The following is a 26,770-nucleotide window of genomic DNA, read 5'->3' as shown; positions in this document are numbered from 1 at the left end:
GCGGCGCTCCTCCCCCGCGCGGCGCGCGGCCGGGACGCCTTTGTTCGTTCGATGAATCGCGGCTGCGCTATGCGCTCGCCACTTCGTTCGCCGAAGGTGCGCCGCCCGGCCCGTCGCCGTGCGCGGCGACGTCCGTGCCGGTCGGCCCCGCGACGACGCCCGCATCGATCAGCGCACGCGCGTCGTCGGGCGTGTAGCCGAGCTCGCCGAGCAGCGCGCACGTGTCCTGGCCGAGCGCGGGCGGCGCCGAGCGCAGCCGCAGGCGCTCGCCTCCCAGCGTCAGCGGCAGCAGCGCGGTGCGCGTGTCGACCGGCCGCCCGGCGCTGCTCGCGTCGGCCGGCAGCGTCACGGCTTCGAGGCCGCCCGTGGCGAGCAGATGCGGATCGTCGAACAGGTCCTGCGGCTTCGTGATCGGCGCATACGGCAGGCCCATCGATTCGAAGATCGCGCCGATCTCCGCGGCCGAGTACGGCGCAAGCCGCGAACGCAGCTCGGGCAGCAGCCAGTCGCGCGCCTGCACGCGCAGGTTGTTGGTCGCGAGGCGCGGATCGTCCTTCAGCGCGGCCAGGCCGAACGCATCGCAGAACAGCGCCCACTGCGTGTCCGACACGACCGCGAGAAAAATCTGTTCGTCATCCTTGACGGAGAACACGTCGTAGACGGCCCACGCGGAAATCCGGCTCGGCATCGGCGACGCGGCCTGCCCGGTCACCGCGAACTGCATCATGTGCTGCGCGACGAGGAACACGTTGTTCTCGAACAGCGAACTCTGCACCTGCTGGCCGCGGCCGGTGCGCTCGCGCTGCGCGAGCGCGGCCATCGCGCCGATCGCGCCGAACATGCCTCCCATGATGTCGTTCACGCTCGCGCCCGCGCGCAGCGGCCGCCCTTCCGGGCCCGTCATGTAGGCCAGGCCGCCCATCATCTGCACGACCTCGTCGAGCGCGGTGCGATGCTCGTACGGCCCCGGCAGGAAACCCTTGTGCGACACGTACACGAGGCGCGGATTCAGCGACTCCAGCGCCGGGTAGCCGAGACCGAGCCGGTCCATCGTGCCGCTCTTGAAGTTCTCGCTGAAGACGTCCGCCGTCGCGACGAGCCGCCGCACGATCTCCAGCCCGCGCGGATCCTTCACGTCGACCGCGAGGCTCTTCTTGTTGCGGTTGAACATCCCGAAGAAGCCCGCGCCGGAACCCCGCAGCGCCCGCGTGCCGTCGCCCGCGATCGGCTCGATCTTGATCACTTCCGCGCCGAGATCCGCGAGCAGCATGCCGCACGTCGGGCCCATCACCATGTGCGTCATCTCGATCACGCGCACGCCCGCGTACGGCAGCGCGGCGGCCGGTTGCCGATCGTTCATCGTGCGACTCCCGCCACGCAACCTTCCGGTTGCACGGCCGATGGCGCGCGGCCGTCCGCATAGCGAAAGCCCTTCGGCAACCCCGCGTCGGGCACGTGGCCGTACAGCGCGTCGGACGGCAGCGCCGCATGCAGGATCGCGCGCGCGGCGAGCAGCGCGTCGACGTCGATGCCCGTGTCGTATCCCATCGCCTCGAGCAGGAACACGAGATCCTCGGTGACGATGTTGCCGGTGGCGCCCGGCGCATACGGGCAGCCGCCCAGGCCACCCTGGCTCGCGTCGATGGTCGTCACGCCCGCGTCGAGCGCCGCGACGACGTTCGCGAGCCCCTGCCCGCGCGTGTTGTGGAAATGCGCGCCGCCGGCCCTGTCGCCGACTTCGCGCCGCAGACGCGTGAACAGCCGGCGCACCTGCGCGGGATTCGCGTAACCGCTGGTGTCGGACAGGCCGATCTCGTCGACCCCGCATTCGGCCATCGCGACGGCCATCGCGATCGTCTCGTCGTCGGAGACCGCTCCGGCCCTCGTGCAACCGAACGCAACCGACACGCCCGCCTCGATCTGCACCGACGGAAACCGCGCGTCGCGCAGCGCGACGATCGCGCGCACCTCGTCGATCATCTGCGCGGGCGTCTTGCGGATGTTCGCGAGCGAGTGCGCTTCGGTCACCGATACCGGCAACGTCAGCTTGTGGACGCCCGCGTCGAACGCGCTTTCGGCACCGCGCAGGTTCGGCGCGAGCGCGGCGACGTGCAAACCGGGAATCGCGAGCGCGTGCGCCACGACTTCGCGTACGTCGGCCATTTGCGGCAACAGCGTGGCCGGCACGAACGACCCGACCTCGATCTCGCGCAGGCCAGCCGCGGCCAGCGCGGTGATCCAGCGCAGCTTGGCAGCCGTCGGCATCACGGTCTTGATGCTCTGCAGCCCGTCGCGCGGCCCGACCTCGCTGACCAGCACCGCCGGATTTTTGGAAACCTTCATTCGACACCTCATCGTTCTATCTGAAAGAACATAGTTCTGTTTGATAGAACTTTAAGTGTGTGTCGAACGGGCGATAAGCGGGGTATACCCGTGAAATCGCGTTTTTCTGGAACTTGTGTTCTGCCAGATGGAACGATATAGTCCGCCGACCATCATTCGAAGGAAGCAGGCCGTGCCCAGGAATCCAGCAGATCACGCTCGCGACCCAGCCGATCCGGCGGCGGAAGAAGCGTCCAGCGGCGTCGCCGTGCTCGACCGCGCGTTCGCGATCCTCCGTGCGTTCGGCCCGACCGACGACCGGCTGTCGCTCGCCGAACTGTCGCGCCGCACCGGGCTGTACAAGAGCACGATCCTGCGCCTGCTCGCCGCGCTCGAGCATGGCGGCTTCATGCGCAAGCTCGACGACGGCCAGTACGCGATCGGGCACGAACCGTTGCGGCTCGCCGCGCTGTACCAGCGCTCGTTCCGCGTCGGTCCGGTGGTCGAGCCGCTACTCGAGACGCTGAGCCGCGAACTCGGGGAAACGGCATCGTTCTATGTGCGCCAGGGCGACGTGCGCTCCGTGCTCTATCGCGTCGAGCCCGCGCGGGCGGTGCGCGTATCGATCCGCGTCGGCGAGGAGTTTCCGGTCGGCCAGGGCGCATCGGGGAAGGTGCTGCTGGCCTTCACCGACACGCAGGACGCCCGCTGGAACGACGTGCGCGAACAGCTGTGGGCCGCGTCGTACGGCGAGCGCGACCCGGAGACGGCATCGGCGTCCGTGCCCGTGTTCGGCGCGGCCGGCGAATGCGTCGGCGCGCTGACGGTGTCGGGCCCGAAGTCGCGGCTCGCCGCCGCGCCGGCGATGACGGCGGCGCTCGCGATGCTGCTGCCGCTCGCGCAGAAGGCGACCGTCGCACTCGGCGGCGCGGGCGCGCGCTACGACGCGCCCGCCGTGCGCGACAGTCTCGCGCGGCTCGCATCGTCGGCGGACGACGCCGCCCGGTCGTAGGGAGCCGGTTGCATCCGGCACGCGACCCGGCAGCGCGAAAGGCAGCCGCATGCGACACTGGCCGCCGATGCACGCAGCGCGCCGTTCGCAGGCAACGCACCGCGCGTGCAACCGTCAGGACCCGCACGAGGAGACACCGCGATGAACGCCGCGCGCACCGCCACCTGGTATTTCGATTTCGTTTCGCCGTTCGCCTACCTGCAACAGGAACGGTTCGACCGGTTGCCGCCCGCCGCTGCGTTCGAGCCGCGGCCGATCGTGCTCGGTGCGCTGCTCGCGCACTGGGGCCAGAAAGCGCCGGCGGAAATCGCGGCCAAACGCGTGTTCACCTATCGGCATGCGCAATATCGCGCGGACAAGCTCGGCATTGCGTTCCGGATGCCGCCCGCGCATCCGTTCAATCCGATCAGGCCGCTGCGCCTCGCGATCACGATGGGCAGCTCGCCGGACGCGATCCGGCGGATCTTCCGGCATATCTGGCGCGACGGCCAGGACGTGTCGACGCCGGCAGGCTTCGCCGCGCTGTGCGAAGCGGTCGGCTTTCCGGAAGGCGTGACGGCCGTCGAGGCCCAGCCGGTCAAGGACGCGTTGCGCGCGAACACGGATCGCGCGATCGCCGACGGCGTGTTCGGCGTGCCGACCTTCGCACTCGACGGCGACCTGTTCTGGGGCGAGGACGCGACCGACATGTTCGTCGACTGCGCGACGTCGCGCGCGTGGCTCGATTCGCCCGAAGTCCGCCGCATCAGCGCGCTGCCCGAAGGGATCCGGCGCGGCTGACGGCGCCCCCCGCCGACGTCGCCCGCTTCAGCCGTCGCGCCCTTCGACGAGCGCCGGCACGGCCTCGCGCATCATCGCCGCGAACCGCACGAGCCGCGACGGGTAGAACTGCGCATGCGGATAAGTCAGGTAGACGGGCAGCGGCGCGGCCTGCCATTCGGGCGCGAGGTGCACGAGATCGCCGCGCGCGAGATCGTCGGCCAGCATCCATGACGATCCGACACATGCGCCGACGCCCAGCAGCGCCGCGCTGCGCAGCGCATACAGGTTCGCGGTCGTGATGCGCGGTCGGATCGCGATGCGCCGCGTGTCGCCGGTCGCTGCATGCGTGAGCGCGAGCTCGGTACGGTAGTACGTGCGCAACGCGAGCCACGGCAGCGCGGCGAGCGCATCCGGATCGGCCGGCACGTCGGCGCCGTTCAGTATGGACGGCGCGGCGACCACGAAGCGCGGCACCTTCGTCAGCCGGATCGCGACCACGCCAGGATCGGTCGGCTCGCCGACCTGGATCGCGCAATCGATACCGCTGCCGACGAAATCGCGCACCTCGTCCTGCAGCAGCCACTCGACCGACACGCGCGGATAGTCGCGCAGGAACTGCGCGAGCGGCGCGACGAAACGCTGCTGCCCGAACGCGTGCGGCACCGCGACGCGCAGCAGCCCGTCCGGCTCCTCCTGCGCCCCGCGCAAATCGGCCTCGAACGCCGCCCAGCTCGCCAGCAGTTCCTTCGCCCGCTTGAAGCAACGCTCGCCGTCGACGGTCAGCCGCATCGTATGGGTCGTGCGTTGCAGCAGCCGCATGCCGAGCGAATTCTCCAGCGCCTGCAACCGCCGGCTGACGGTCGGCTGCGTCGTATGCAACTGCACGGCGGCCGCCGACAGGCTGCCGGCCTCGACTATGCGCACGAAGGTTTCCATCAGCTCGAAACGATAGCCGGCGCCGTCCACCGGCACCGTCTGAATGCGCCGAGACCCGCCAGCAGCGGGAGAGGAAGAGGATTTTTCGGTCATGCATGCAGCGTATAACAAATCTGCGCCAGCCGGTACTACCGTCGCCGGCCGCGTACCGCCACACTCGCGTCCATTCCATTCTTCAACCGAGGATGTACGCGATGTCCACCCCGACCCGTCTCGACACCACGCCCCGCGTGGCGCATGCCCCGGCCCATCCGGCCGCCCATTCGATGCCCGATCGCCGGCTCGTGCTGCTGCTCGCAGCGGCCGCCGGCCTCGGCGTCGCCCCGCTCTACTACGCACAGCCGATGCTCGGCGCGCTCGCGCCCGATCTCGGCGCATCGGCGCGAGCGATCGGCTTCGTGCCGACGCTCACGCAGCTCGGCTATGCGCTCGGCATCCTGCTGCTCGCGCCGCTCGGCGACCGCTTCGACCGGCGCCGCGTGATCGTGACCAAGGCCGCCGCGCTGGTCGTCGCGCTGCTGCTGGCCGCCGTCGCGCCGTCGCTCGGGCTGCTGCTTGCGGCGAGCTTCGCGATCGGTCTCGCCGCGACGATGGCGCAGGACGTCGTGCCGGCCGCCGCGACGCTCGCACACGACGCGCATCGCGGCCGCATCGTCGGCACGGTGATGACGGGGCTGCTGCTCGGCATCCTGCTGTCGCGCGTCGTGGCCGGATTCGTCGCCGAGACGGCCGGCTGGCGCGCGATGTTCGCGCTCGCGGCCGTCAGCGTCGCCGCGATCGGCGCGGTGGCCGCACGCGGGCTGCCGCGCTTCGAGCCGACCACGCGGCTGCCGTATCGCGCGCTGATCGGCTCGCTCGGCGCACTGTGGCGCGCCCATCCGGCACTGCGCCGCGCCGCCCTCGCGCAGGGGCTGCTGGCCGTCGGTTTCAGCGCGTTCTGGTCGACGCTCGCTGTGATGCTGCACGGCGCGCCGTTCCACCTCGGCAGCGCGGCCGCCGGCGCCTTCGGCCTCGCGGGCGCCGCGGGCGCGCTGGCCGCCCCGATCGCCGGGCGCCTCGCCGATCACCACGGCCCCGAGCGCGTCACGCGGATCGGTATCGGCATCGCGACGGTGTCGTTCGCGTCGATGGCCGCTGCGCCGCTGATGTCGCCGCATGCGCAGCTCGTCCTGCTCGCGCTCGCGACGATCGGTTTCGATCTCGGCGTGCAGGCCACGCTGATCGCGCACCAGGCGATCGTCTACCGGATCGATCCCGCATCGCGCAGCCGCCTCAACGCGGTGCTGTTCGTCGGCATGTTCATCGGGATGGCAGCCGGCGCCGCGATCGGCAGTTGGTTGCTCGCGCAACTGGGCTGGAACGCGGTGACCGCGCTGGCCGTCGCGACATCGCTGGCCGCGCTCGCCGTGCGGGTGTGGCGCAACTGAAGCCGGGCATCGCGTCGGGCCGGCGGGCGAGCCCACGAGGCTTGCCCGCTTTTTTTATTTTTCGATCGGCGCGCATGACGCTGCGCGGTGCGACAGATTCGCACCGTTGCGGCACGGCAATCGCTCATCCGGCGCAAGGACGGCGACGGCTCGCCGAATTGTCCAGTTCACCCAAATATTTTTTCCGATGCACGTGCACGCCCGCCCGCAAACGTCGGATGAATCGCCGCTGCCGCACCGCACGGCGCGCTCCCTTCCGGCCCCACCACACGGTCCCGGTTTATCAGGGGATTCCCGGTATTTTTTCGCATTTTCTTCGAAATAACGGGTGACATACTTGCCCCCCGTTGCGCTCCGTGCGAGCGCGCTTTCCGATCCAGCCGGCCGCCCGTCATGTGCTGCGCGTCCGCCCGGGTCGCACAGGACATGAACGATTTCGACACCACGATCCAGATCTTCCTCACCCACGTGACGTTCGGCCCGTTGATGAATCACGCGATCCGCGTGATCGCGGGCCTCTACACGTTCAAGGGCTTCGTGCTCATTCCCGTGCTGTGCTGGCTGTGGTTTCAGCCCGGCCCGAACCGCGAACGGCAACGCGAGCTGGTCGTCGCCACCGTCGCGAGCGGGCTCATCGCGCTGGCCGTCGGCCGCGTACTTGCGCAGGTGCTGCCGTTCCGCGTGCGGCCGATCTACAACCCCGCTCTGCACCTGCACTTTCCGTCGGCCGGACTGCGCGCGGCGACGCTGCAGACATGGAGTTCGTTTCCGAGCGATCACGCGATGCTCTGGATGGCGATCGCGACCGGCATCTTCATCATCGCGCGCCGCATCGGCATCGTCGCGCTGCTGTATTCGGTCGTGTTCATCTGCCTGCCGCGCGCGTATCTCGGCTTTCACTATCCGACCGACCTGATCGCGGGCGCGGCGATCGGCATCGCGATCGCATGGCTGCTGACGCGCGACGCGGTCCGGTCGCGCTTCGCGCCGGCGGTGCTGGAGATGATCCGGCGCTTCCCCGCGCCGGCCTATACGCTCGCGTTCCTGCTGTGCTTCGAGTTGATCACGCAGTTCGACGAGTTGCTGACGCTCGCGCAGTCGGCCACGCACACGATGTGACGGGCGCCCCCGCGATGCTGCCTCTGCTACTGTCGTTCCGTCGCCCCGGCGCACGCTGCCGGCCATGCGCGGCCGCGGCACGCGGTGCGACGGCCGCACCCGTCAGTCGCGATCGGGCGCGCCGAGCGGAAAGAACGAACGATACGGTCGTGCCTCGTCGACCGCGCGCGCGAACGACGGCCGCGCGAGCAGACGCTTGCGGTACGCGATCACGTTCGCGAACGCCGGGTCGATCCGGTGCGTCCAGTCCGCGTAGAACAGGAACGGCGCCGCGCCGCAATCGGCGAGGCTGAAGCGGTCGCCGGCCGCCCATTCGCGATCGGCCATCGTCTTGTCGAGCCACGCATACGACGTGTCGAGCATCGCGCGCGCATCGGCCACCCCACGCGCATCGCGTTCGGCTTCCGGCCGCAGCGCATCGAACACGACCTTCTGCTGCGGCGTCGCCACGTAGTTGTCGAAGAAGCGATCCATCGTCCGCACCTCGAGCGCCGCGCGCGGATCGTCGGGCAGCAGGCGCACGGGGCCCGGATGGTGCAGGCCGAGATACTCGATGATGATCGACGCCTCGATCACCGTGCGGCCCGCGTCGACGAGCACCGGGAAACGCTTCAGCGGCCACAGCGCGGTCAGTTCCTGCATCGGCTTCGGATCGTCGTGCGCGAGCACGCGATAGTCGAACGGCGTGCCGTTCTCGTACAGCGCGGTCAGCACTTTCTGGCAGTAAGACGAAAAGGGATGAGCGTAAAGCGTCGGCATCATGGACGGTCTCTCGGGTTTCGGCGCCGCGTCATGCGGCGCCACGTGATCGGATACCTTGACGACGAACGGCGCCCGGCCGTTTCGACATCGATCCGGAATTTTTTTCGAGGGACTGCCGGGGCCTACGAGCGGCCATCCGTCACGACACGCCCTTCGGCACGCCAGCGCAGCATCCCGCCGCCGAGATTCGCGACCGTTTCGAAGCCGGCCTTCTTCAGGATCACCGTCGCCTGCGCGGAGCGCCCGCCGGCCCGGCACACGGTCACGACCGGCCGCTCGCGCGCGATCTCGCCGGTGCGCGCGGCCAGTTCGCCGAGCGGGATCGGCATCGCGCCGGGCAGATGGCCGAGCGGGCCCGCGAATTCGTCCGGTTCGCGCACGTCGACGACCTGCACGGCCGGCAGATGATCCTCGAGCCATTGCGGATCGATTTCCCAGAAACCCGCGAACGTATAGACGAGCGGCGCCCAGTCGGCCGCCGCCCGCGCATCGGGCGCGTTCGCGGCGACGCCGCACTGGAGATTCGCCGGCACCGCGACGTCGATCTGGCGCGGATGCGCGAGCCCGAGGTTGCGCATGTAGCCGGCGAAATCGTCTTCGCTGAGATCGCCGCCGAGGCGCGGGTTGAAGCGCCGCTCCTCGCCGACGCTCGTCACCGTGAGCCCGCGATAGTCGTGCGCCGGATACAGCAGACACGCGGCCGGCAGCGTGAAGAGCCGGCCGTGCACCGCGCGATACAGCGCGCGCGGATCGCCCTGCTGGAAGTCGGTGCGGCCGGTGCCGCGGATCAGCAGGCAATCGCCGGTGAACGCCATCGATTCGTCGTCGAGCACGAGGCTGATGCACCCGCTCGTGTGGCCGGGCGTCGCGCGCACGGTCAGGTAGCGCGAGCCGAACATGCAGCGGTCGCCGTCGTTCAGGTAGCGGTCGGCGCCCTGCGCGCCGCTCGCGGCCGAGATCGCGATCGCGCTGCCCGTGTGCTGCTTCAGGAGCCACGCGCCCGTCACGTGATCGGCATGCACGTGCGTGTCGACGGTCGCGACGAGCCGCAGCCCGAGTTCGTCGAGCAGCGCCGCGTCGCGGCGCACCTGCTCGAACACGGGATCGATCAGCAGCGCCTCGCGCGATGCGCCGTCGGCGAGCAGATACGTGTACGTCGACGATTGCGGGTCGAAAAGTTGCCGGAAGATCATGGCTCTGGGGCTCCGTTATCGGTTGATGCCGGCTGCCAGCAAAAGGGCACGCCATAGCCGTATCGCCCGCACCGCGCGTCCTTAGAGGGTAGACCAAAACGTGGACCGCGGATGATCAGCGAGTAGCGGAATCAAACCGTACGTGCACTGCGATTCAGTAGATATATCGATGATAAGTACACGCAAGCCGTGACGAACACATCTCACCCCCGAGGGACATACACCACGAGCCCTAGCTATAATCGCGTGGTTGCGCTCTAGCCGCACCAGGGCTGTCAGTGCAAAGAGACACATACTGAGAGAGACCATAATATGAAAAGAATCGCTGCAATCCTGCTCTGCGTCGCTTTGGCAGCCCCTACGATCAGCCTTGCACGGGGTGGGCACTATGCCGGTGGTCACGGGTCATCCCATAAGGGGGGCAAGTACAAGAACGCTCGCACCGGAGACCATTACGAGCGCCGCCGCTGAGCCCGCCCATACTGGTCCGAAACAATGATTAACGATCGCGTGATCCAAGTGATGGAGGTCCTCGGAAGAACGACTCAAGGGATCACCGAACCATTCCTGTGTCGAGGCGACGACGGCGCGCTTTATTACGCAAAGGGCCGGGCTGCTGGCCGCAAGAGCTTGGTATCCGAATGGATCGGGAGCTCGCTCGCACGTGAATTTGGCCTCCCGATCGCGCCCTTCGCTGTCGGCGAGGTGGACGACGCGATCGTCCGGTTTGGAGCTCCTGAGCTAGCCGACCTGGGCACCGGCTACGTGTTCCTTTCCCGACGGGCCGAAAGCGTAATGGAATTTACTTGGCCGAACATACAAGAAGTCCCGTTAGTTGTTCGGAGCGACGTCCTCATCTTCGACTACTGGGTGAGGAATCAGGACCGCATACTCACCGATCTGGGAGGCAATCCCAATCTGCTTTGGGACCCGACACGCAAAGAACTTGTCGTCATTGACTTCAATCAGGCATTCGATACGGACTTCGATTGCGACACATTCTTTTCGTCCCATGCGTTCGCCGGATCGTGGGATCATGTCTTTGAGGACTTGATCGAGCGCCAACACTATGAAGATCGGCTTCATGCCACCCTCGGCCAACTCGCGGACATTTGCGATAAAATGCCCGATTCTTGGTGGTGGCTTGACGACGATCTTCCCCTCAATTTCAGCCAAGATGACGCACGTTCAATCCTGACGGAGTACCTGCCTAACTTCTGGAGCCGCCGATGAAACATGCTTGCCGATACACCATCGTGCGCTTCATGCCGTACCCAGAGACTGGCGAATTCGCAAACATCGGCATCGTTCTGATAAGTCCGACGGCCAAGTACGTCGGATACAAGCTGATCGAACGCGTATCTCGGATCACCGCATTCTTTGAAGAACTCGATGCAAACATTTTTCGTAAGGCACGAAAGGTGTACGCGACCGAGTTGGTCCGCATTGCACAATCAATCGAGCGAGCATTTGCGGAAGCAAACATGGGGCCAAGTGCGGATTTCGCAAACTTCGCGTTCCGGGAACTTGTAAAACCGCGAGAAGGGTTGGTGATTGCTCAAGGCGACCGGGTGGTGATGACAGATGGGCATCCCAGCGAAAAGCTCGAAGAGCTTTTCGATCACTATGTCGGTAGATCGTTTGCGACGAAAGCGTATCAAGAGCGATTCGTTGAGAAGAGGATTCACCAAATCCTCCGAGCGGCAGATCTGACCGGCCTCTATCGGGAACACACCTTAGGCAAGGACGATACCTACAAGGCACGCCTGCCCTTCGTTCGCGTTAACGCTGCCGGCGATGCGGTAAGAGCTATTAAGCCGATTTTCCTGGCCCATGACGATCCAACTCGGCTGTACGACCATGGTTGGGATTGGATCGGAAAAATCAGGAAATTGCGACGCGATCAGACTCTAGTGGGTGATGTTCTCTTTGCCGCCGAAGCCCCGAAAGAAAGCTTCGGCCCAAGGGCAGCGGCCTACGCAGAAATCAGCGAGCAGCTGAAACTCAGTAATATTGCCCTAGCCCGTGAAACAGAACGCAGTCGTATTCTCGCGTTTGCGGAAGACACTCCCGACCTTGAGACCAACGATTCTGACTAGCCACTGTCAACTAGCCCCGCCCAGTGCGGGGCTTCTCATATGTCGACACGTGGCTGGCGACGCCAAGCCGGAACCTCATGTCCGACTTTCTCTTGTCTAATACATGTCGATGACGATCGATCCGAAGCAGGCCGCCGCGCTGCTGGCCGTCGCCGACACCGGCAGCTTCGAGCAGGCGGCCGTGCGCCTGCACGTGACCGCGTCCGCCGTCACGCAGCGGGTCCGCGCGCTGGAGACGAGCCTCGGCACGCCGCTCGTGCTGCGCACGCGGCCGTGCCGCCCGACGGTGGCCGGACAGCGCGTGCTGCAGCACCTGCGCCGCGTCGCGCTGCTGCAGGCCGACCTGCAGAGCACGCTCGCGGCCGAGCGCGAATCGCCGATCTCGGTGACGATCGCGCTGAATGCCGACAGTCTCGGCACGTGGTTCCTGCCCGCGCTGACGTCCGTGCTCGCGGGCGAGCGGATCCTGTTCGAGCTGATCGTCGAGGATCAGGATCATACGTTCGCGCTGCTCGAAAGCGGGATGGCGGTCGGCTGCGTGACGACCGAACTGAAGCCGATGCGCGGCTGCATCGCGACGCCGCTCGGCACGATGCGCTACCGGCTGCTCGCCGCCGCCGCGTTCGCCGGTCGCTGGTTCCCGCGCGGTTTGAACCGCACGAGCGCGCGCCACGCGCCCGTCGTCGCGTATTCGCGGCGCGACACGCTGCAATCGTCGTTCCTGAAGGAGAAGTTCGGCTTGCCCGAAGGTGCGTACCCGTGCCACTACGTGCCGGGCACCCATTCGCACTTCGCCGCGGTGCGGCACGGGCTCGGCTACGCGATGGTGCCGGAGCCGCTGATCGGCGCCGCGCCGCTCGACGCGCAGGGGCTCGTCGATCTCGCGCCCGCGCATCCGACCGACGTCACGCTGTACTGGCACGCGTGGACCGTGCAGTCGCCGACGATGGCGTCGCTGTCCGAGCGGGTCGTCGAAGCGGCGCGCCGGCTGCTCGCGCCGTTGTCGTGACGCGCAGGCTCGCGGGCGATCGACGTTGCCGGCGCGGGATGCACGGCGACAGGAAAGTCAGCCGCGCCGCCTATACTTTTTCCATCGGCCTCGCGAACGCGCCGCGCGGCCGATCATCCAGGTCCGGCCGTTCCCTTTCGTGTGAGGAGAACATCATGTCCCGCCGCTATATCGATTGCCGCGAGTTTCCCAGCGCGACGCATTGCTCGGTCGCCATCTCCGCCGACTCCGACAACGAACTGCTGGAGGCCGCCGTGCAACATGCGGTTTCGGTCCACCAGCACACCGACAGCGCCGAACTGCGCACGCAACTGAAATCGCTATTCCACGACGGCACCCCGCCCGCCGACATGCCGCGGCAAGCGTAATCGGCCGGCACGGCAACGATCGAGCGACCGCGCGCCGCGTCACCTCTTCGTGCGTGACGTCACGTCGTACGACGCCGCGCCGGCCCGTCGCCGGCCGGCGCGTTCCGCTTCACGCGCGACGCTGCGCGAAATACGCCCCGACCGCGCCGACGAACGTGTCGATGTCCGCGCGCGACACGTCGCAATGCGTGACGAAGCGCGACGCATACAGCATCTGCGTGAGGATCCCGCGCGCCTTGAGCCACGCCTCGAGCGGCGCGCAATCGGCTTCGGGGAATTGCGCGAACACCATGTTCGTCGCATGCGACAGCACCTTCACCGCGTCGATGCGCGCGAGGCCGGCCGCGAGATGCGCGGCATTCGCGTGATCGTCCGCGAGCCGCTCGACGTTGTGATCGAGCGCATACAGGCACGCCGCCGCGAGAATGCCCGACTGCCGCATCCCGCCGCCCAGCACCTTGCGCCAGCGCTGCGCGCGCTCGATCAGCGCACGGCTGCCGACCAGCACCGAGCCGACCGGCGCACCGAGCCCTTTCGAGAAACAGAGCGACACGGTGTCGAACGGTGCGCACAGGTCGGCGATCGGGCGCCCCGATGCGACGGCCGCATTGCATACGCGCGCGCCGTCGAGGTGCGTGGACAGCCCGCGGCTGCGCGCGAACGCGACGGCTTCCCGCACATAGCCTTCCGGCAAGACCTGGCCGCCGATCGTGTTTTCGAGCGCGAGCAGCCGCGTGCGGGCAAAGTGATTGTCGAGCGGCTTGATCGCCGCGGCGATCTTCGCGAGCGGCAGCGTGCCGTCCGGCGCGTTCTCGATCGGCTGCGGCTGGATGCTGCCGAGCACGGCCGCGCCGCCGCCCTCGTACTTGTAGGTGTGCGCGAGCTGGCCGACGATGTACTCGTCGCCGCGCTCGCAATGCGACATCAGCGCGGCCAGGTTGCTCTGCGTGCCGCTCGGGAAGAACAGGCCGGCCTCCTTGCCGGCGCGCTCGGCCGTCACCGCCTGCAGGCGCAGCACGGTCGGGTCGTCGCCCCAGACGTCGTCGCCGGTTTCGGCGGCGGTCATTGCGGCCAGCATCGCCTGGCTCGGACGTGTCACGGTATCGCTGCGTAAATCGATCATCGCTGTGCCCTGAGTAAACGAGCCGGCATCCCTGCGTCCGGCCCTGCCGAAAACGAGACTCAGAGTGTACGCAATTCACGCAGCGCGTGCCGATGAAGGCACGCGGTCGCGCGGATCAATATCGCGGCGGGGGCGGCTGGACGCCCGCCGGCGGCATCGGCGGCGCCGCGCGCGGCGCCGTGCCGTAGCCGCCCCCGCCGTACCCGCCGCCACTACCGCCGCTCATGCCGCCCGGCACCGGCACACGGTTGCCGGTCGCATACATGCACTGCAGATACGCGTAGTCGTAGCGCCGCTGGACATCGTAGGCCGAGCCCTGCGCGGCGCCCGCGCCGACGACGCTGCCCGCGAGCAGCCCCGCGCCCGCGCCGACCGCCGCGCCGGTGCCGCCGTTGAACGCGGCGCCGGCCGCCGCGCCGAGCGCGGTGCCGACGGCCGCGCTGCCGACCGCGCTCGCGGTCGACGCCTGCCCGGCGCTCACGCCGCCCGATTGCTGGAACGCATACTGGCGGCAACTGCCGTCATCCGCGCGGAACTGGTCGAACGACTTGCCGGTGCCCGGCAGCGCCATCACGCTCGGGCCGGTCGGCATGTATGCGCATGCGCCGAGCAGCGCGACCAGCGCCAGCGCGGCCGGCACGCGCAGCGGTCGAAATACGGTCTTCATCGTCGCGCCTCCGTCACTGCGGTCGCGCCGGCACCGTGCGCCAGCCCGACTTGCAGGTCTTCACATACGGGTAGTAATGCTTCGACGCGTCGCAGTAGTACCAGAGGTTCGCGTCGCCGTCGTCCTGCGGCTGCCCCTTCTCGACATACTCGGGCGGCGGCGGCGGAGCGACCGGCACCGCGACGACGGGCGGCGGGTAGTAGTACGGCGCAGGTACGACGGGGGCGTAGTACGGGTAGCCGGGGCCGATATAGACCCCGACCCGGGCGGCATGCGCCACGCCGCCCGTCGCGACCGCCACCGCGGCCGCCGCGCCCAGCGCGAGCTTCAATCCATTCACGTCACGTTCTCCGGCAGGCCGGTTCGTCGATCCGAACCGGACATCCCGAACGCTACGCCGCACGCGATCCGGTATCCATTACGGGCGGGCGCGCAAATGTTGCGCGACGTTACCCATGTGACAGACGCCTCGCTCGTTCGGACGCGCGCGTTACGCGTTTAACGCATCGAAACCGTTGGCCCTCCCGACACACGGTTTTCGTCTGCGCAAAACCGTTCCGATGACGCGACGCGCCATATTGACGCATGTGCGTCAGACCGCCACGCCGCGGCCGTGCACGCCGCGGACGGCCTTCTTGATACGAATCAACGATTTATCCGGAAATCGCGCGCGACGGGCTGGACATCTGCGACGAGTTGGCGCATTTCGCGGTGCAACATCGCGGCCCATACTCCAGCCAACCCCGACGCCGTCCGCCGGGGTCCGCCGGCACCCGCCGGCGGGTATCGTCAAGCCTCGGTCAACTGGTATGGACACCGCACTTTCGGCCCTCGATCTGGCCCGCCTGCAATTCGCGTTCACCGTCTCGTTTCACATCGTCTTTCCGGCGCTGAGCATCGGCCTCGCCAGCTTCATCGCCGTGCTCGAATATCGCTGGCTGAAGACCGGCAAGCAGTACTACAAGACGCTCTGCCTGTTCTGGTCGAAGATCTTCGCGGTCGCGTTCGGGATGGGCGTCGTGTCCGGCGTCGTGATGAGCTATCAGTTCGGCACCAACTGGTCCGGCTTCTCGAGCTTCGCCGGCGCCGTCACCGGCCCGCTGCTGATGTACGAGGTCATGACCGCGTTCTTCCTCGAAGCCGGCTTCCTCGGCATCATGCTGTTCGGCTGGAACCGCGTGAGTCCGCGCGCGCACTTCGGCGCGACGCTGATGGTCGCGATCGGCACGCTGATCTCGACGTTCTGGATCCTCGCATCGAACAGCTGGATGCAGACGCCGCAGGGCTTCGAGATCGTCGACGGCCGCGTCGTGCCGACCGACTGGTTCGCGATCGTCTTCAATCCGTCGTTCCCGTACCGCCTGTTCCACATGGCGATCGCCGCGTTCATCGTCGCCGCGCTCGTGGTGGCCGCGACGGGCGCGTGGCACCTGCTGAAGGGCCGCCGCGACAAGGGCGTGAAGAAGATGTTCTCGATGGCGCTGTGGCTGCTGCTGGTGCTCGCGCCGCTGCAAGCCGTGATCGGCGACCAGCACGGCATCAACACGCTGAAGCACCAGCCCGCGAAGATCGCCGCGATCGAAGGGCTGTGGGAAACCGAAAAGGGCGGCACGCCGCTGAACCTGTTCGGCATCCCTGACATGAAAGCGGAGACGACCCGCTACGCGGTGAAGGTGCCGCACCTCGGCAGCCTGATCCTCACGCACAGCTGGGACGGCGAGATCCGCGGGCTGAAGGACTTCCCGCCGGAAGACCGCCCGAACTCGACGGTCGTGTTCTGGAGCTTCCGGATCATGGTCGGCCTCGGCTTCGCGATGATCGGCCTCGCCGTGCTCGCGTGGTTCCTGCGCCGCCGCGGCCGCCTGTACGAATCGAAGTGGTTCCAGCGCTTTGCACTGGCGATGGGCCCGACCGGTTTCGTGTCGCTGCTCGCGGGCTGGGTGACGACCGAAGCCGGCCGCCAGCCGTGGGTCGTGTATGGCGTGATGCGCACCGCGCAGGCCGTGTCGCCGCTGTCGGTGCAGCAGGTCAGCCTGTCGATGATGACGTTCGTGATCGTGTACTTCCTCGTGTTCGGCACCGGCGTGTACTACATGCTGAAGCTGATGAAGGCCGGCCCCGCGCTGCCCGACGTCGAGCACGACGCGACGCACGACCTGCCGGACACGCGCCCCGATCACACCGCGCGCCGCCCGATGTCGGCCGTCGACGAGCTGATCGAGACCGTCTGAGCCCACTCCTTTCGCATACGAGAAAAACTTATGGACGTCACCGTAATCTGGGCCGCGATCATCGCATTGGGGCTCTTCATGTACGTCGTGCTCGACGGCTTCGACCTCGGCATCGGCATCGTCTTCCCGTTCTTCCCGGACGAGCGGGAACGCGACCTGATGATGAACACCGTCGCGCCCGTGTGGGACGGCAACGAGACGTGGCTCGTGCTCGGCGGCGCCGGGCTGTTCGCGGTGTTCCCCGTCGTCTATTCGACGGTGCTGTCGGCGCTGTACCTGCCGCTGATCTTCATGCTGGTGTGCCTGATCTTCCGCGGCGTGTCGTTCGAGATCCGCGCGAAGGCGCGGCGCACGAAGCAGCTGTGGGATCTCGCGTTCATCGGCGGCTCGGCCGGCGCGACGCTGTTCCAGGGGATCGCGCTCGGCGCGTTCCTGCAAGGCATCGACGTGAAGGACGGCGTGTACGCCGGCGGCGCATTCGACTGGCTCACGCCGTTCAGCCTGCTGACGGGCCTCGGCCTGATCGTCACGTACGCGCTGCTCGGCTGCTGCTGGCTCGTCGCGAAGACGGAAGGCGACCTGCAGCGGCGCCTGCATCGCGTCGTGTGGCCGCTGACCGTCGTGCTGCTCGGCTTCATCGCGATCGTCAGCCTGTGGACGCCGCTGCAGGATCCGGCCATCGCGCAGCGCTGGTTCGATTCGGGGCTGTTCTGGCGCCTGCTGCCGGTGCCGTTCCTGGTGGCCGCGTGCGCGGTGTGGATGCGTCGCGCGGTACGCGACCGGCACGACATGACGCCGTTCGTGCTCGCGCTTGCGCTCGTGCTGCTCGGCTACGTCGGCCTGCTCGTCACGCTGTTCCCGTATGCGATTCCCCAGACGATGACGATCTGGGAAGCGGCGGCGCCGCGTTCGAGCCAGACCTTCACGCTGGTCGGCACAGCGGTTATCCTGCCGATCATCATCGCCTACACGACGATGGGTTACTGGGTATTCCGAGGCAAGGTGCGCCATGAAGACCAGCATTACTACCACCACTGATTCCGTCGATCGCCCGCCTGCGGCGCCGCGGCCGCGGATGCGCGGCTGGATGTGGTTCGTCGTTCTGTGGGTGGGCGGCGTGCTCGGCGCCGTCACGCTCGGCTATGCGTTCAAGATCTTCATGAACCTCACGCTGTTTGCGGTGAAGTAGGCGAAGCGGCCGCCCCGGGTCGAACGATGGCCCGGGCGGCCGTTTCGTCGTCGGGCCGCAGCTTTGGCCAGATGCATCAAGCGACGAATCGTGCATCCGCTCCCGCGGAGACGGCATCAGGCCGAACCACTCACGAATCCGCCATTCAGGCAGAAATCTATACAAATCACATCGCGGATGTGAGTAAAACATATAGATTTCTACCAAAATACAAGCCGCGCCGCTGGATCGATCAACCGCACACTGCGCGTCTACCCCCGCCCGCGCAACGCCGCCTCGATCTTGCGATCGGTCTTGTACTGGCTCAGCGCATACACCGACCAGATCGCGGCCGGCAGCCAGCCGATGATCGTGAGTTGCAGGAGCAGACAAATGATCCCGGCGATCGGGCGGCCGATCGTGAAGAACTGGAACCACGGGAGCAGCAGGGCAAGCAGAAGGCGCATGAGCGATCCTCTCGGTACGTCGTTGAACGGGTGATGCGCGACGAATATGCCGGTGCACGCGCCCGAATTCAAGCCATGCACCGGCATCGCGGCGCCTCGATCCGCCAGGCGCCGCGTTCATCACACTTCTCTTCCGAAGCGCCCGCGTCATGCCGCGGGCGCGCCGCCGTTCCCGGCGCTCAACGCCCGATACCGAGCCCCGGCAGCACGCGCGTATTCTCGGCCACGACCGCCTGCAGCAGGCGCGGGTCGGCGCCGAGCAGCGCGAGGATCGTCGGCGCGACCTGCTTCGTGCCGACGAGATCGTTCACCGTGCGCGCACGATGCAGGCCCGGATACGACACGAGCAGGCCGAGGTGGCTGTCGTCCGGCGCGTTGCCGCCGTGCTCCTCGTCCTTCTTCGTGCTCGACGTGTAGATCACGCCCGGATTCGGCTGGACGACGATGTCCGGCGTACGGCCGTTGGCCGGATCGCCGAAGCGGTCGGCCAGCGCCGCGCCGTACAACACGTACGCCTGCGGGCCGTCCGCGCAGATCCCCGGCGCGTTGCAGCCGAGATTCGCCTTCAGCGTCTGCACCACGGCCGTGCGCTGGCTGCGGTCGCGCAGCCAGATCAGCCCGACGTCGTCGGTCTGCACGAAGCCCGTGCCGACCAGGCCCGAACCGTCGTTCAGGTTGCCCGTCGCCGTGTTGTTCTGGCCGAAGTTGCCGTTCGGGTCGATGAAGTTGTTCGCTTCGAGCAGTTTCGTCAGCGTGTCGCCGTTCTTCACGAGCTTCGTGTGATCGGTCGGCGACTGGCCGTGCTTCGCCGTGACGATCACCGCCGTCGACGTGTACAGGTTGGCCTGCTTCAGCGCCGCGACGACATGGCCGATCGCGTCGTCGACGTACGTGATCGCGTTCGCGACTTGCCCGTTCGGCGTGAAGTCGGCGTCGAGATAGCCGCCGCCCTTCGCGACCGGCGCCTTCTGCGCGACGCTCAGCGTCTGGAAGTTCGCGCCGAACAGTGTCGGCACCGGCGCGCTCTTCGTGCCGGTCGAATCGCGGCCGCCGATCTGGTTGATCAGCGCCTGCACGTGCAGGTTGTCGAAGCGCGCGGTGTGCGAGTAGACGTCCGTATAGTCGGTGTTGGTCGCCGGGTCGATCGAATTGATCTCGGTGCGCATCAGATCGTCGACGCCGGTGCCCGACGGGCCGTTCAGCCAGTCGTAGCCCCACGCATGCTTGTCGGCCCACGCGGTGCGCGCATTCGGCACGCCGGCCTTCACGGCCTCGAACACCGTGTTGGTCTTCACGTAGTTGTGCGGGTAGACCGGCACGCACTGGCCGTTGACCTTCGCATGCGGGATCGCCTGCGGATTGAACGCGCCGCCGCCGTCGAGGTGCACGAGCGCGCCGCCATTGAACGCATCGATGCCGGTCGTCTCGTCGAACACGACGTTCCAGCCCTGCTTGCCCGAGCACGTCGTGTCGCTCGGCGCGTACAGGTTGCGGTCGTACGACACGTCGTAGAACAGGCCGGCCGTCTTCGGCGAGCCGCCCGTCACGAGCGCGGCGAGGCCCGGGAACGAATCCGACAGGCCCGGCGTGTACGCATTCGCGTACGTCACGCCGCTCTTCGCGAGCACCGCGATGTTCGGGCACGTATTCGCACCGATGCAGCGCGCGAGATCCTGTTCGTGCAGGCCGTCGATGCTCAGCAGCAGCACGTGCTTCACGACGCGGCTCGCCCGCCCGTTGCCCTCGCCGTGATCGTTGCCGTCCTGTTGCGCCGCATGCGCGCCCGCGCTGGCGAGCGCCAGCGCACCCGCCACCATCACCGCCATTTTCCGTTGCTTGATGAACCTGGAAATCATCACCCCACCTCACCGATTGATGTTGAACTACGCGACTTGCCGTCAGGCGCGCAAAATATCGCCGGATCGTGCGGCGGTCGGATGAAGCGGGGCTTTCTGTTCTCTGTCAAACGTAACCAATCGCAAATGACACGAAGCCGTCGCAATACGCGGCCTTCGCGTGCGCCGGCCCGCGCGGCCGGATTTTTTTTCGGCTTGGCCCGCGACTATTGGCGTGTGATAAAGGGTTTTCCCTGACCCGGAGCACGACTATGTCAACCCTGGAAGCTCTCCGGTTCGTGCTGGACGATGCACGTACCCCCGAAATCATTCGCCATCACGTCGTCGACGCGCTGCAGTACGCATTGCGCAACTACGGACAGGTGTTCACCGCGAAGGAAGTCGAATGGCTGACGCAGTGGGACGACGCGCGTCTGCCGCTGGCCGCGAGGAAGGAGCTGGACAAGCGCGAACCGGCGATCGCCGGGCGCTGACAAAACCGCCGCGCCCGGCGGGTGCGGGCGCGGCGGCGGATGGCGGCGACGCTTACTGCAGCCCGAAGTCGACGCGGGTCGTCGCGCCCTTGTCCGAGATGCCCTTCGCGTCGAGCTTCGGTGCGACGACGAACATGCGGCTCGAGTCGATCTTGCCGTCGAGATACTGGCGCACGACCTGCGCACGCTGCTGCGCGAGCGCACGCAGCGCGTTGTCGTCGGCCGGCGCGTGATCGGCGAGCGCCTGCTTCATGTCCGCATCGGGCAACGTCTTCTGCAGGCCGACGAGGTTGCGCGGCTTCTTGAAGTCGGCGGCCTTGTACGCGCGCGTCAGGTACTTCGAGTATTCGGCCTTGTCGACCTTCACCGACATCGGATCGACGCTCTCGCCCTGACCGACCACGTCCTTCAGCTTCTGCTGACGCACCAACCGCTCGACGTACGCGTCGCGCAGCCCCGGCGTGTCCTGCGCCGGGTCGACGCGGCCGATCAGGTCGAGGCGGATCGACGGCTTCTCGGTCAGCATCTTCACGACGGTGTCGAGCTTCTTCTGCTGCGCGTCGGTCAACGCGTACGAACCCGGCGCGAACTCGACGTAGCCGAGATCCTCGCCGCCGCTGCCGCCGAACGCACTCGCGAGCAGCGTGAACGGCGACGTGACGGCCTTCGCGATCAGGTTCAACACCGCGTGCCAGATCAGCCCGCCGACGCTGAACTCCGGATTCGACAGCGAGCCCGACACCGGCAGGTTCACGTCGATCTGGCCGCGCGTATTCTTCAGCAGCGAGATCGCGAGCTTCACCGGCAGCTTCGTCGCCGTGTCGTTCTCGACACGATCGCCGAACGTGAGCTGATCGATGAAGATGTGGTTGTTCGCCGACAGCTGGTCGTTCGCGAGCTGGTAGTGCAGATCGACGTTGAGCTTGCCCTTCGTGATCGGGTAGCCCGCGTACTTCGCCGAATACGGCGTCAGATTGGTCAGCTCGATGTCGTGCGCGATCGCCGTGAGGTCGAGCGCCGGTTTCTCGATCAGCGGGTTCACCGAGCCCTTGATCGAGATCGGCCCGTTGCCCGCGAGGTTCGCGGCGACGTCGACCGGCGCGGACGTCGTCGAATCCGTGCCGAACGCGCCGACCGTGCCCTTGATCGCGACGAGGTTCGCCGTGTAGTTCGGCTTGATGAAGTTGTCCGTGTACGTGACGCGGCCGTTCTGCAGCAGCAGTTCGCCGAAATGCATCCGCACCGGGTTCTGCGGCTGCGGCGCGGCCTTCACGACCACCGTCACCGACGCGGCGGCCGGCACGGACGCCTGCTGCGCGGCCGCGGCCGACGCGGCCTGCGCGGCGGCCGGCGGCGTCACGCCCGGCGACAGCGGCACCGGCTCGCCCTTGCTCGCGTCGCGCGTGAGCGACTGCGCGGGGCCCGTCTCCTTCGCGACCACGTCCTTCAGGTTCAGCCGCCCCTGCGCGTCGAGCAGCACGCGACCGTAGAAGTTCGAGAACGTCACGCGCGCGGCGTCGACGTCGGTGCCCTTCTCGTCGTAGTTCGCCTTCAGGTTCGACAGCGCGAGCGAGCGCCAGCCCGCGAACGGGTCGGAGGTCGCCTTGTCGAGCATCCGCACGTCGACCAGCGCGACGTCGCCGCGATAGGTCGCGCGCGGCGTGTCCTTCACCTGCGCGAACGTCAGGTTGCCTTGCGCGTTGAGCAGCGCGCTCGCGATCGTCGCGTTCAGCGCGCTGCCGAAGTACGGCTCGAACGCGGCCGCATCGAGACGGTTGCCGTTGATCTTCAGGCCGAGCTTCAGCGGCTGCGCGGTCACGTCGCCCGACACGTTCAGCGAGCCCTTGCGGTTCAGCGTCGCCTTCAGTTGCACGGGCAGCGGCTTCGTCAGGTCGTCGCTCACCTTCTGCACCGACAGCTCCAGCGGCTTGATCGCCAGCTTCACCGGACGCGGCGTCGACAGGTCGGTGAAGTTCGCGGACGCGTCCTTCACGTTCAACGCATCGATCCGGTAGTGCCACGACGGCGCGGCGGCCTGGGCCTTGCGCGCGACGGTGCGCTGCGGCACCGCCGCCTGCGCGGGTTCGGCCAGCGCCGCGAGGTCGATCTTGCCGTCCTTCAGGCGCTTCACGTCGAGCGCGAGCCCGCTCGCGTCGACGCTCGCGATCTCCGCGGTGCGCGCGGCGACGTCGACCTTCGCGATCTTCGCGCTCGCGTCGGGCAGCGCGATCGCGGGCGCCTTGTCGTTCGGCGCGGCGACCTTCAGCGACTTCAGGCTGATCGTGCTGTCCGCGACTTCCGCGGCGAGCGGCGTCTTGCCCCAGTCGGTCTTCGCGTTGACGGTCGCGCCGAGCGTGCCGTCGAGCACGCGCGCGCGCGTCGCCTCGCCCAGGTACGGCTGCAGCGCCGGCAGCGCGAGCGCGGCGACCGTCAGCTTCGTGTCGGCCTGCTTCGCGGCGAGATTGAACGCGCCTTCGGCCGTCACGTCGCCGCCGCGCGACAGCGACGTCGACAGCGTGTATTTCGCGGGTGTCTTGCCCTGCAGCGAAAAGCCGTCGAGCGTCGCGGCGAGCTTCGTCAGCGACATCGCGGTCGGCGTCGCCGGCACGCGGTCGTCGACGTTGATCGTGCCGCCGTCGATCGCGAAACGACGGATCGTCAGGTCGAGCGGCGGCGCTGCCTTCGCGGCGGCGCTGCCTTCGGCCTTCGCGCCGCTGGCCGCGGCGACGGTGGCTCCGGAAGCGCCGGCAACGGCGACGGCCGACGCGGCCGGCTTGCCGGCTTCGGCCTTCGGTGCGGCGGCCGGCTGCGCGACGAGCCTCTCGACGTTCAGCACGCCCTGCTTGTCGCGCGACAGGTCGACCACCGGCCGGTCGATCCGGATCTCGTCGAAGTGCATCGCGTTGCGCAGCGGCTCGAGGCCGGCCGCCGCGACGTGCACGCCGCGCGCGGCGAACAGCGGCGCCGACGCGCGGTCGGTCACCTTCGCGTCGTTCAGATCGACGGTGCCCGACACGCGCAGCGCGGGCGTCTCGCCGCTCATCACGAAATTGACCGTGAGGTCGCTGCTCAGCAGGCCGCTCGTTACGATCACCGGCAGCTTCGCCGGCGCGTACGAGATCAGCTTCGGCACGTCGAGGCGGTCGAATTTCAGCGCGATTTCCGATTCGCGCGACTGCGCGAACGGCTTGGTCTTGCCGTCGATCGAGAGCGGGCTGCCGTCGAAGCGCGCGCGCAGCTTCGGCTCGACGAAGATGTCGGTCTTCGAGGCCAGCGTCGCGATGTACGGAATGCCGAGCGTCCAGTTGTCGACGACGTGCTTTTCGTTCAGCAGGCGATCGTCGAAGTCGATCCGGCCGTCGTTGACCTGGATGTTCGACACCGAGAACTGCGCCGGCTTGCTGTCCGGTTGCGGCGACGGCGACGAGAACTTCTCGATCAGGTCGGTGAAATTGAAGCGCTGGGCGTCGTAGCGGACGATGTGAAAACGCGGCGAATCGAGCCGGATTTCGTTGACGATCGGCGCGCCGCGGAACAGCGACGACCACGACGGCCTCACGACGAGCTTGCCGATGTCGATGAAGTCGCCCTGGCCGCCGCGCTCGCCGAGGTGGATGCCGTCGGCTTCGAGGTTCAGCGTGTACGGGTTCAGTGCGATGCGCTGGATCGTGGCCGGACGGTCGAGCTGCTTGCTCAGTTGCTGTTCGGCGACATGGCGGATCAGTGGCGGCGCCGCGAAGAAGCCGAGCAGTCCGAATAAAACGACGAAGATCAGCACGCCGATGCCGATACGCCGGGTCCGGCGCGAGCGTGCAACGCCACCGAGGGCATGGAGGGTCGAGGGTACGGTTTCTTTGTCTGCGCTTGCCATGCTTGAATGTCTCGGAAATGGACGACGGACCGCACCGGAAAACCGGGCGGCCGCGCACGCTATCCCGAAAGTATAGGCTCAGGAAGTGACGGTACGGAGGTCGGGCGCCGCCGCCGCGCCCGCCGGTCGGACAGCGGCGGCGGTCAACCGTTCATTTCCGGACGACGACGGGCGGCATCCACGACCCGTCGCTCGCCTGCGGCTTCGGCGCGTACAGGCGCAACGCGAGCACGAAATCGGTACGCGGCGCCGGCAGCCAGTTGGCCGCATGCGTGCCGCCCGGCGACGCCGACACGACGATGTCGATCGAGCCGTCGCGGTTGCGGCGCAGCCGGTCGCGATCGCCGAGCGAACGACGCGCCGACCCGACGTCGGGCAGCGCGCCGTTGGTCGTGTACGGCGTGAGCGTCCAGAACGCGCGCACCGGCGGCAGCGCGCCCGGCGCGAAATGCAGCACATAGCGGTTCGCGCCGTTCAGCGAATGGCCGTCGCTGTCGACGCGGGTGATCGCGAGCGTCTCGTCGTCACGCGTCGCGGTGCCGAACTGCGTGTAGGCCGCGTACGCGCGCAGCGCGTAGTCCTGGCCATACTTGCCGGCCGTGTCGCCGATCCAGTTCCAGCCGTTCGCGTTCAGCAGGTTCGACGGCGGCGTCGCGAGCCGCGCGCGCGCCTCGGCGATGCCGGCCGTCGCGGCCGTGAGACGGTCGCCCGTCCACAGTACCGGGTAGCCGGCCTTCACGCCGATGTCGGCGAGCGATTCCTGGGCGTGCGCGTCGTCGGCCGGCGCCGGATTGTCCTGCAGCGCCTGCGCGAAGCGCGTGAAGAACGCCTTCGGGTCGAGCGCGGCCACCTGCTCGGCCGGCGTGCCGCCGCCCACCGCTTCGGACGGCGCGCTGCCCGCATGGACCGCGACCGACGCGCCGCGCTCGGCGCCCGTGTAGACCGACAGCGGCACCACGCGGATCGCGCGCTGCAGCTTCTTCACGTTCGTCAGGTCGCGCCCGCCGCTCGTCTGCAGCCGCACCTCGAGCCACGCATTGGCGGACGGCACGTCGACGCGCAGCACACCCTTCGGCAGCGTGCCCTGCCAGTCCTTGGCGGCGAAGGCAATCGTTTGCGACCGTCCGGCGCCACGGGCGCCGCGCGCTGCAACGCTCGACGACGACCACAGCACGTTCGTCCACATGTCGAGCGCGCGCGCGTCCCAGTAGCGGCCGCGCGTGTCGGGCAGCGTGACGATCACGGGTTCGGCGGCGACGTCGAGCCAGCCGGTCGAGTCGAGCGTGTCGACGCCCGGCAGCGGCGGATTGACCGCGCCGACGGGCGGCAGCGCCTGTGCGTGGCGCAGCGTGTTGAGCGGGGCCTGCCCCGGTTGCGCGCCGTCGCCGCCCGTCGCCGCTTCCTTCGCGACGTCCATCAGCACGAGCGGATACGCATAGATATAGGAGTCGGCGACTTCCGCACGCATCCAGCCGGTTTTCCGCTGGATCGCGTCCGGTTGCGACGCGCATCCCGCAAGCAACGCCGCAATGGCCAGCGACGCGCACGCGCGTCGCAGAGAAACTGATTCTCGCTGGTTTTCAATCATCGATTACTGGCCGAATTTCGTTCTTTTCAGTCAACACCCTGTTCGTCTCGCGAACGGCGAAAACAAGGCACCCCAGCGTGCCCGGATGACCGTTTCGCTACGATTCGTAACGGTGGGCGCTGATGTCAGGCCGGTATCATAGCGCCTAAGGGCATCCCCCAATATGCCGAATAACGGGTAGAACGCTAGCCGAACCGTTAAAAAATCCGAAATAGTCCACGGGATTCGGCAAAAATCCGGAACTGCACCGGGAGCATCAACCCGTCAACGCCTCGCGAGCGCCAAGCCTGGCGCCTCGGCGCGCGCCGGCTGTCCGT

The 26,770-nt window shown here is 67.7% G+C and carries 24 protein-coding genes; 12 read left to right on the top strand and 12 right to left on the bottom strand.

Annotated elements, in window-relative coordinates; translation table 11 throughout:
- Positions 1–67 precede the first annotated feature (67 nt).
- Together WT53_RS12145 and WT53_RS12140 are read right to left on the bottom strand one after the other, a co-directional pair.
- Positions 68–1,360 (bottom strand): CaiB/BaiF CoA-transferase family protein, encoded by a 1,293-nt coding sequence (locus WT53_RS12145; protein ID WP_060259977.1) that lies wholly within the window; start codon positions 1,358–1,360, stop codon positions 68–70.
- Positions 1,357–2,343 carry a hydroxymethylglutaryl-CoA lyase gene (locus WT53_RS12140; protein WP_060259974.1) on the bottom strand — a complete coding sequence of 329 codons (987 nt, stop codon included), beginning with the start codon at positions 2,341–2,343 and terminating at the stop codon, positions 1,357–1,359. Before WT53_RS12140 ends, WT53_RS12145 begins: the two co-directional genes overlap by 4 nt.
- Before the next feature lie 172 nt (positions 2,344–2,515).
- Here WT53_RS12140 and WT53_RS12135 point away from each other — a divergent pair, with 172 nt between their 5' ends.
- Both WT53_RS12135 and WT53_RS12130 read left to right on the top strand, forming a co-directional pair.
- Positions 2,516–3,334: an IclR family transcriptional regulator gene (locus WT53_RS12135; protein ID WP_060259971.1), complete on the top strand. Its 819-nt coding sequence runs from the start codon at positions 2,516–2,518 to the stop codon at positions 3,332–3,334.
- A 141-nt stretch (positions 3,335–3,475) separates the two neighbouring features.
- On the top strand, positions 3,476–4,114 hold the full coding sequence (locus WT53_RS12130) for a 2-hydroxychromene-2-carboxylate isomerase (protein WP_060259967.1): 639 nt from the start codon (positions 3,476–3,478) through the stop codon (positions 4,112–4,114).
- Between the two features lie 27 nt (positions 4,115–4,141).
- On the opposite strand, the gene WT53_RS12125 is transcribed toward WT53_RS12130, so the two are convergent.
- Positions 4,142–5,125, bottom strand: a complete 984-nt coding sequence (locus WT53_RS12125; RefSeq protein WP_059834305.1) for a LysR family transcriptional regulator — start codon at positions 5,123–5,125, stop codon at positions 4,142–4,144.
- A 101-nt stretch (positions 5,126–5,226) separates the two neighbouring features.
- Here WT53_RS12125 and WT53_RS12120 point away from each other — a divergent pair, with 101 nt between their 5' ends.
- Together WT53_RS12120 and WT53_RS12115 are read left to right on the top strand one after the other, a co-directional pair.
- Positions 5,227–6,459 carry an MFS transporter gene (locus tag WT53_RS12120; RefSeq protein ID WP_060260154.1) on the top strand — a complete coding sequence of 411 codons (1,233 nt, stop codon included), beginning with the start codon at positions 5,227–5,229 and terminating at the stop codon, positions 6,457–6,459.
- A 426-nt stretch (positions 6,460–6,885) separates the two neighbouring features.
- A complete protein-coding gene (locus tag WT53_RS12115) occupies positions 6,886–7,578 on the top strand; it encodes a phosphatase PAP2 family protein (RefSeq protein WP_060260149.1) in 693 nt (230 codons plus the stop codon).
- Positions 7,579–7,680: 102 nt separating this feature from the next.
- On the opposite strand, the gene WT53_RS12110 is transcribed toward WT53_RS12115, so the two are convergent.
- Positions 7,681–8,340, bottom strand: a complete 660-nt coding sequence (locus tag WT53_RS12110) for a glutathione S-transferase family protein (protein WP_034205982.1) — start codon at positions 8,338–8,340, stop codon at positions 7,681–7,683.
- A gap of 122 nt (positions 8,341–8,462) precedes the next feature.
- A complete protein-coding gene (locus tag WT53_RS12105; protein ID WP_060259964.1) occupies positions 8,463–9,533 on the bottom strand; it encodes a rhodanese-like domain-containing protein in 1,071 nt (356 codons plus the stop codon).
- A gap of 495 nt (positions 9,534–10,028) precedes the next feature.
- Here WT53_RS12105 and WT53_RS12100 point away from each other — a divergent pair, with 495 nt between their 5' ends.
- The 4 genes from WT53_RS12100 (at position 10,029) to WT53_RS12085 (ending at position 13,009) form a co-directional block, all read left to right on the top strand.
- Entirely contained in the window at positions 10,029–10,766 is a 738-nt protein-coding gene (locus WT53_RS12100) for a HipA family kinase (RefSeq protein WP_060259961.1), read from the top strand.
- Complete coding sequence (locus WT53_RS12095) at positions 10,763–11,632, top strand: DUF3037 domain-containing protein (protein ID WP_060259958.1); 870 nt, start codon at positions 10,763–10,765, stop codon at positions 11,630–11,632. The genes WT53_RS12100 and WT53_RS12095 overlap by 4 nt, the downstream gene beginning before the upstream one ends.
- A 103-nt stretch (positions 11,633–11,735) precedes the next feature.
- Positions 11,736–12,641 (top strand): HTH-type transcriptional regulator ArgP, encoded by a 906-nt coding sequence (locus tag WT53_RS12090; RefSeq protein WP_060259955.1) that lies wholly within the window; start codon positions 11,736–11,738, stop codon positions 12,639–12,641.
- A 155-nt stretch (positions 12,642–12,796) separates the two neighbouring features.
- Positions 12,797–13,009: a DUF1059 domain-containing protein gene (locus WT53_RS12085; RefSeq protein ID WP_034205979.1), complete on the top strand. Its 213-nt coding sequence runs from the start codon at positions 12,797–12,799 to the stop codon at positions 13,007–13,009.
- A 109-nt stretch (positions 13,010–13,118) separates the two neighbouring features.
- On the opposite strand, the gene ltaE is transcribed toward WT53_RS12085, so the two are convergent.
- From ltaE to WT53_RS12070, 3 genes are all read right to left on the bottom strand, one after another.
- Positions 13,119–14,132: a low-specificity L-threonine aldolase gene (gene ltaE, locus WT53_RS12080; RefSeq protein WP_060259952.1), complete on the bottom strand. Its 1,014-nt coding sequence runs from the start codon at positions 14,130–14,132 to the stop codon at positions 13,119–13,121.
- Positions 14,133–14,247: 115 nt separating this feature from the next.
- The gene (locus WT53_RS12075; protein ID WP_034205977.1) at positions 14,248–14,799 is read right to left on the bottom strand and encodes a YMGG-like glycine zipper-containing protein; all 552 of its coding nucleotides are present in this window, start codon (positions 14,797–14,799) and stop codon (positions 14,248–14,250) included.
- 13 nt (positions 14,800–14,812) lie between these two features.
- A complete protein-coding gene (locus tag WT53_RS12070) occupies positions 14,813–15,139 on the bottom strand; it encodes a hypothetical protein (RefSeq protein WP_059780102.1) in 327 nt (108 codons plus the stop codon).
- 469 nt (positions 15,140–15,608) lie between these two features.
- Between WT53_RS12070 and WT53_RS12065 the strand changes: the two genes are divergently transcribed.
- From WT53_RS12065 to WT53_RS12055, 3 genes are read left to right on the top strand one after another with little or no spacing between them, the layout of a single operon-like run.
- A complete protein-coding gene (locus WT53_RS12065) occupies positions 15,609–17,030 on the top strand; it encodes a cytochrome ubiquinol oxidase subunit I (protein WP_059780103.1) in 1,422 nt (473 codons plus the stop codon).
- Positions 17,031–17,060: 30 nt separating this feature from the next.
- Positions 17,061–18,068, top strand: coding sequence for a cytochrome d ubiquinol oxidase subunit II (cydB, locus tag WT53_RS12060; RefSeq protein ID WP_060259949.1), 1,008 nt, complete (start codon positions 17,061–17,063; stop codon positions 18,066–18,068).
- Positions 18,040–18,219 (top strand): hypothetical protein, encoded by a 180-nt coding sequence (locus WT53_RS12055; RefSeq protein ID WP_034205973.1) that lies wholly within the window; start codon positions 18,040–18,042, stop codon positions 18,217–18,219. Before cydB ends, WT53_RS12055 begins: the two co-directional genes overlap by 29 nt.
- 251 nt (positions 18,220–18,470) lie before the next feature.
- Here WT53_RS12055 and WT53_RS12050 read toward each other — a convergent pair whose 3' ends face one another.
- Together WT53_RS12050 and WT53_RS12045 are read right to left on the bottom strand one after the other, a co-directional pair.
- Positions 18,471–18,665, bottom strand: a complete 195-nt coding sequence (locus WT53_RS12050; protein WP_034206306.1) for a YqaE/Pmp3 family membrane protein — start codon at positions 18,663–18,665, stop codon at positions 18,471–18,473.
- Positions 18,666–18,844: 179 nt separating this feature from the next.
- Entirely contained in the window at positions 18,845–20,521 is a 1,677-nt protein-coding gene (locus WT53_RS12045) for an alkaline phosphatase family protein (RefSeq protein ID WP_060259945.1), read from the bottom strand.
- 251 nt (positions 20,522–20,772) lie between these two features.
- On the opposite strand from WT53_RS12045, the gene WT53_RS12040 reads away from it, so the two are divergent.
- Positions 20,773–20,994: a hypothetical protein gene (locus WT53_RS12040; protein ID WP_011548933.1), complete on the top strand. Its 222-nt coding sequence runs from the start codon at positions 20,773–20,775 to the stop codon at positions 20,992–20,994.
- Between the two features lie 52 nt (positions 20,995–21,046).
- Here WT53_RS12040 and WT53_RS12035 read toward each other — a convergent pair whose 3' ends face one another.
- Complete coding sequence (locus WT53_RS12035) at positions 21,047–24,865, bottom strand: DUF748 domain-containing protein (protein WP_060259942.1); 3,819 nt, start codon at positions 24,863–24,865, stop codon at positions 21,047–21,049.
- A 151-nt stretch (positions 24,866–25,016) separates the two neighbouring features.
- On the bottom strand, positions 25,017–26,453 hold the full coding sequence (locus tag WT53_RS12030; RefSeq protein ID WP_060259939.1) for a DUF1254 domain-containing protein: 1,437 nt from the start codon (positions 26,451–26,453) through the stop codon (positions 25,017–25,019).
- Positions 26,454–26,770 lie beyond the last annotated feature (317 nt).

It is taken from the genome of Burkholderia sp. MSMB2157WGS (assembly GCF_001532755.1).
Taxonomy (GTDB): Bacteria; Pseudomonadota; Gammaproteobacteria; order Burkholderiales; family Burkholderiaceae; genus Burkholderia.
This window is presented reverse-complemented; position numbering and strand designations above follow the sequence as displayed.

Bases quoted from the DNA above. Each gene is read 5' to 3' on its own strand.
- WT53_RS12145 (WP_060259977.1), bottom strand. From the start codon at position 1,360: ATGAACGATCGGCAACCGGCCGCCGCGCTGCCGTACGCGGGCGTGCGC.
- WT53_RS12140 (WP_060259974.1), bottom strand. From the start codon at position 2,343: ATGAAGGTTTCCAAAAATCCGGCGGTGCTGGTCAGCGAGGTCGGGCCG.
- WT53_RS12130 (WP_060259967.1), top strand. From the start codon at position 3,476: ATGAACGCCGCGCGCACCGCCACCTGGTATTTCGATTTCGTTTCGCCG.
- WT53_RS12125 (WP_059834305.1), bottom strand. From the start codon at position 5,125: ATGACCGAAAAATCCTCTTCCTCTCCCGCTGCTGGCGGGTCTCGGCGC.
- WT53_RS12120 (WP_060260154.1), top strand. From the start codon at position 5,227: ATGTCCACCCCGACCCGTCTCGACACCACGCCCCGCGTGGCGCATGCC.
- WT53_RS12115 (WP_060260149.1), top strand. From the start codon at position 6,886: ATGAACGATTTCGACACCACGATCCAGATCTTCCTCACCCACGTGACG.
- WT53_RS12110 (WP_034205982.1), bottom strand. From the start codon at position 8,340: ATGATGCCGACGCTTTACGCTCATCCCTTTTCGTCTTACTGCCAGAAA.
- WT53_RS12105 (WP_060259964.1), bottom strand. From the start codon at position 9,533: ATGATCTTCCGGCAACTTTTCGACCCGCAATCGTCGACGTACACGTAT.
- WT53_RS12100 (WP_060259961.1), top strand. From the start codon at position 10,029: ATGATTAACGATCGCGTGATCCAAGTGATGGAGGTCCTCGGAAGAACG.
- WT53_RS12095 (WP_060259958.1), top strand. From the start codon at position 10,763: ATGAAACATGCTTGCCGATACACCATCGTGCGCTTCATGCCGTACCCA.
- WT53_RS12090 (WP_060259955.1), top strand. From the start codon at position 11,736: ATGTCGATGACGATCGATCCGAAGCAGGCCGCCGCGCTGCTGGCCGTC.
- WT53_RS12085 (WP_034205979.1), top strand. From the start codon at position 12,797: ATGTCCCGCCGCTATATCGATTGCCGCGAGTTTCCCAGCGCGACGCAT.
- ltaE (WP_060259952.1), bottom strand. From the start codon at position 14,132: ATGATCGATTTACGCAGCGATACCGTGACACGTCCGAGCCAGGCGATG.
- WT53_RS12075 (WP_034205977.1), bottom strand. From the start codon at position 14,799: ATGAAGACCGTATTTCGACCGCTGCGCGTGCCGGCCGCGCTGGCGCTG.
- WT53_RS12065 (WP_059780103.1), top strand. From the start codon at position 15,609: ATGGACACCGCACTTTCGGCCCTCGATCTGGCCCGCCTGCAATTCGCG.
- cydB (WP_060259949.1), top strand. From the start codon at position 17,061: ATGGACGTCACCGTAATCTGGGCCGCGATCATCGCATTGGGGCTCTTC.
- WT53_RS12055 (WP_034205973.1), top strand. From the start codon at position 18,040: ATGAAGACCAGCATTACTACCACCACTGATTCCGTCGATCGCCCGCCT.
- WT53_RS12050 (WP_034206306.1), bottom strand. From the start codon at position 18,665: ATGCGCCTTCTGCTTGCCCTGCTGCTCCCGTGGTTCCAGTTCTTCACG.
- WT53_RS12045 (WP_060259945.1), bottom strand. From the start codon at position 20,521: ATGATTTCCAGGTTCATCAAGCAACGGAAAATGGCGGTGATGGTGGCG.
- WT53_RS12040 (WP_011548933.1), top strand. From the start codon at position 20,773: ATGTCAACCCTGGAAGCTCTCCGGTTCGTGCTGGACGATGCACGTACC.
- WT53_RS12035 (WP_060259942.1), bottom strand. From the start codon at position 24,865: ATGGCAAGCGCAGACAAAGAAACCGTACCCTCGACCCTCCATGCCCTC.
- WT53_RS12030 (WP_060259939.1), bottom strand. From the start codon at position 26,453: ATGATTGAAAACCAGCGAGAATCAGTTTCTCTGCGACGCGCGTGCGCG.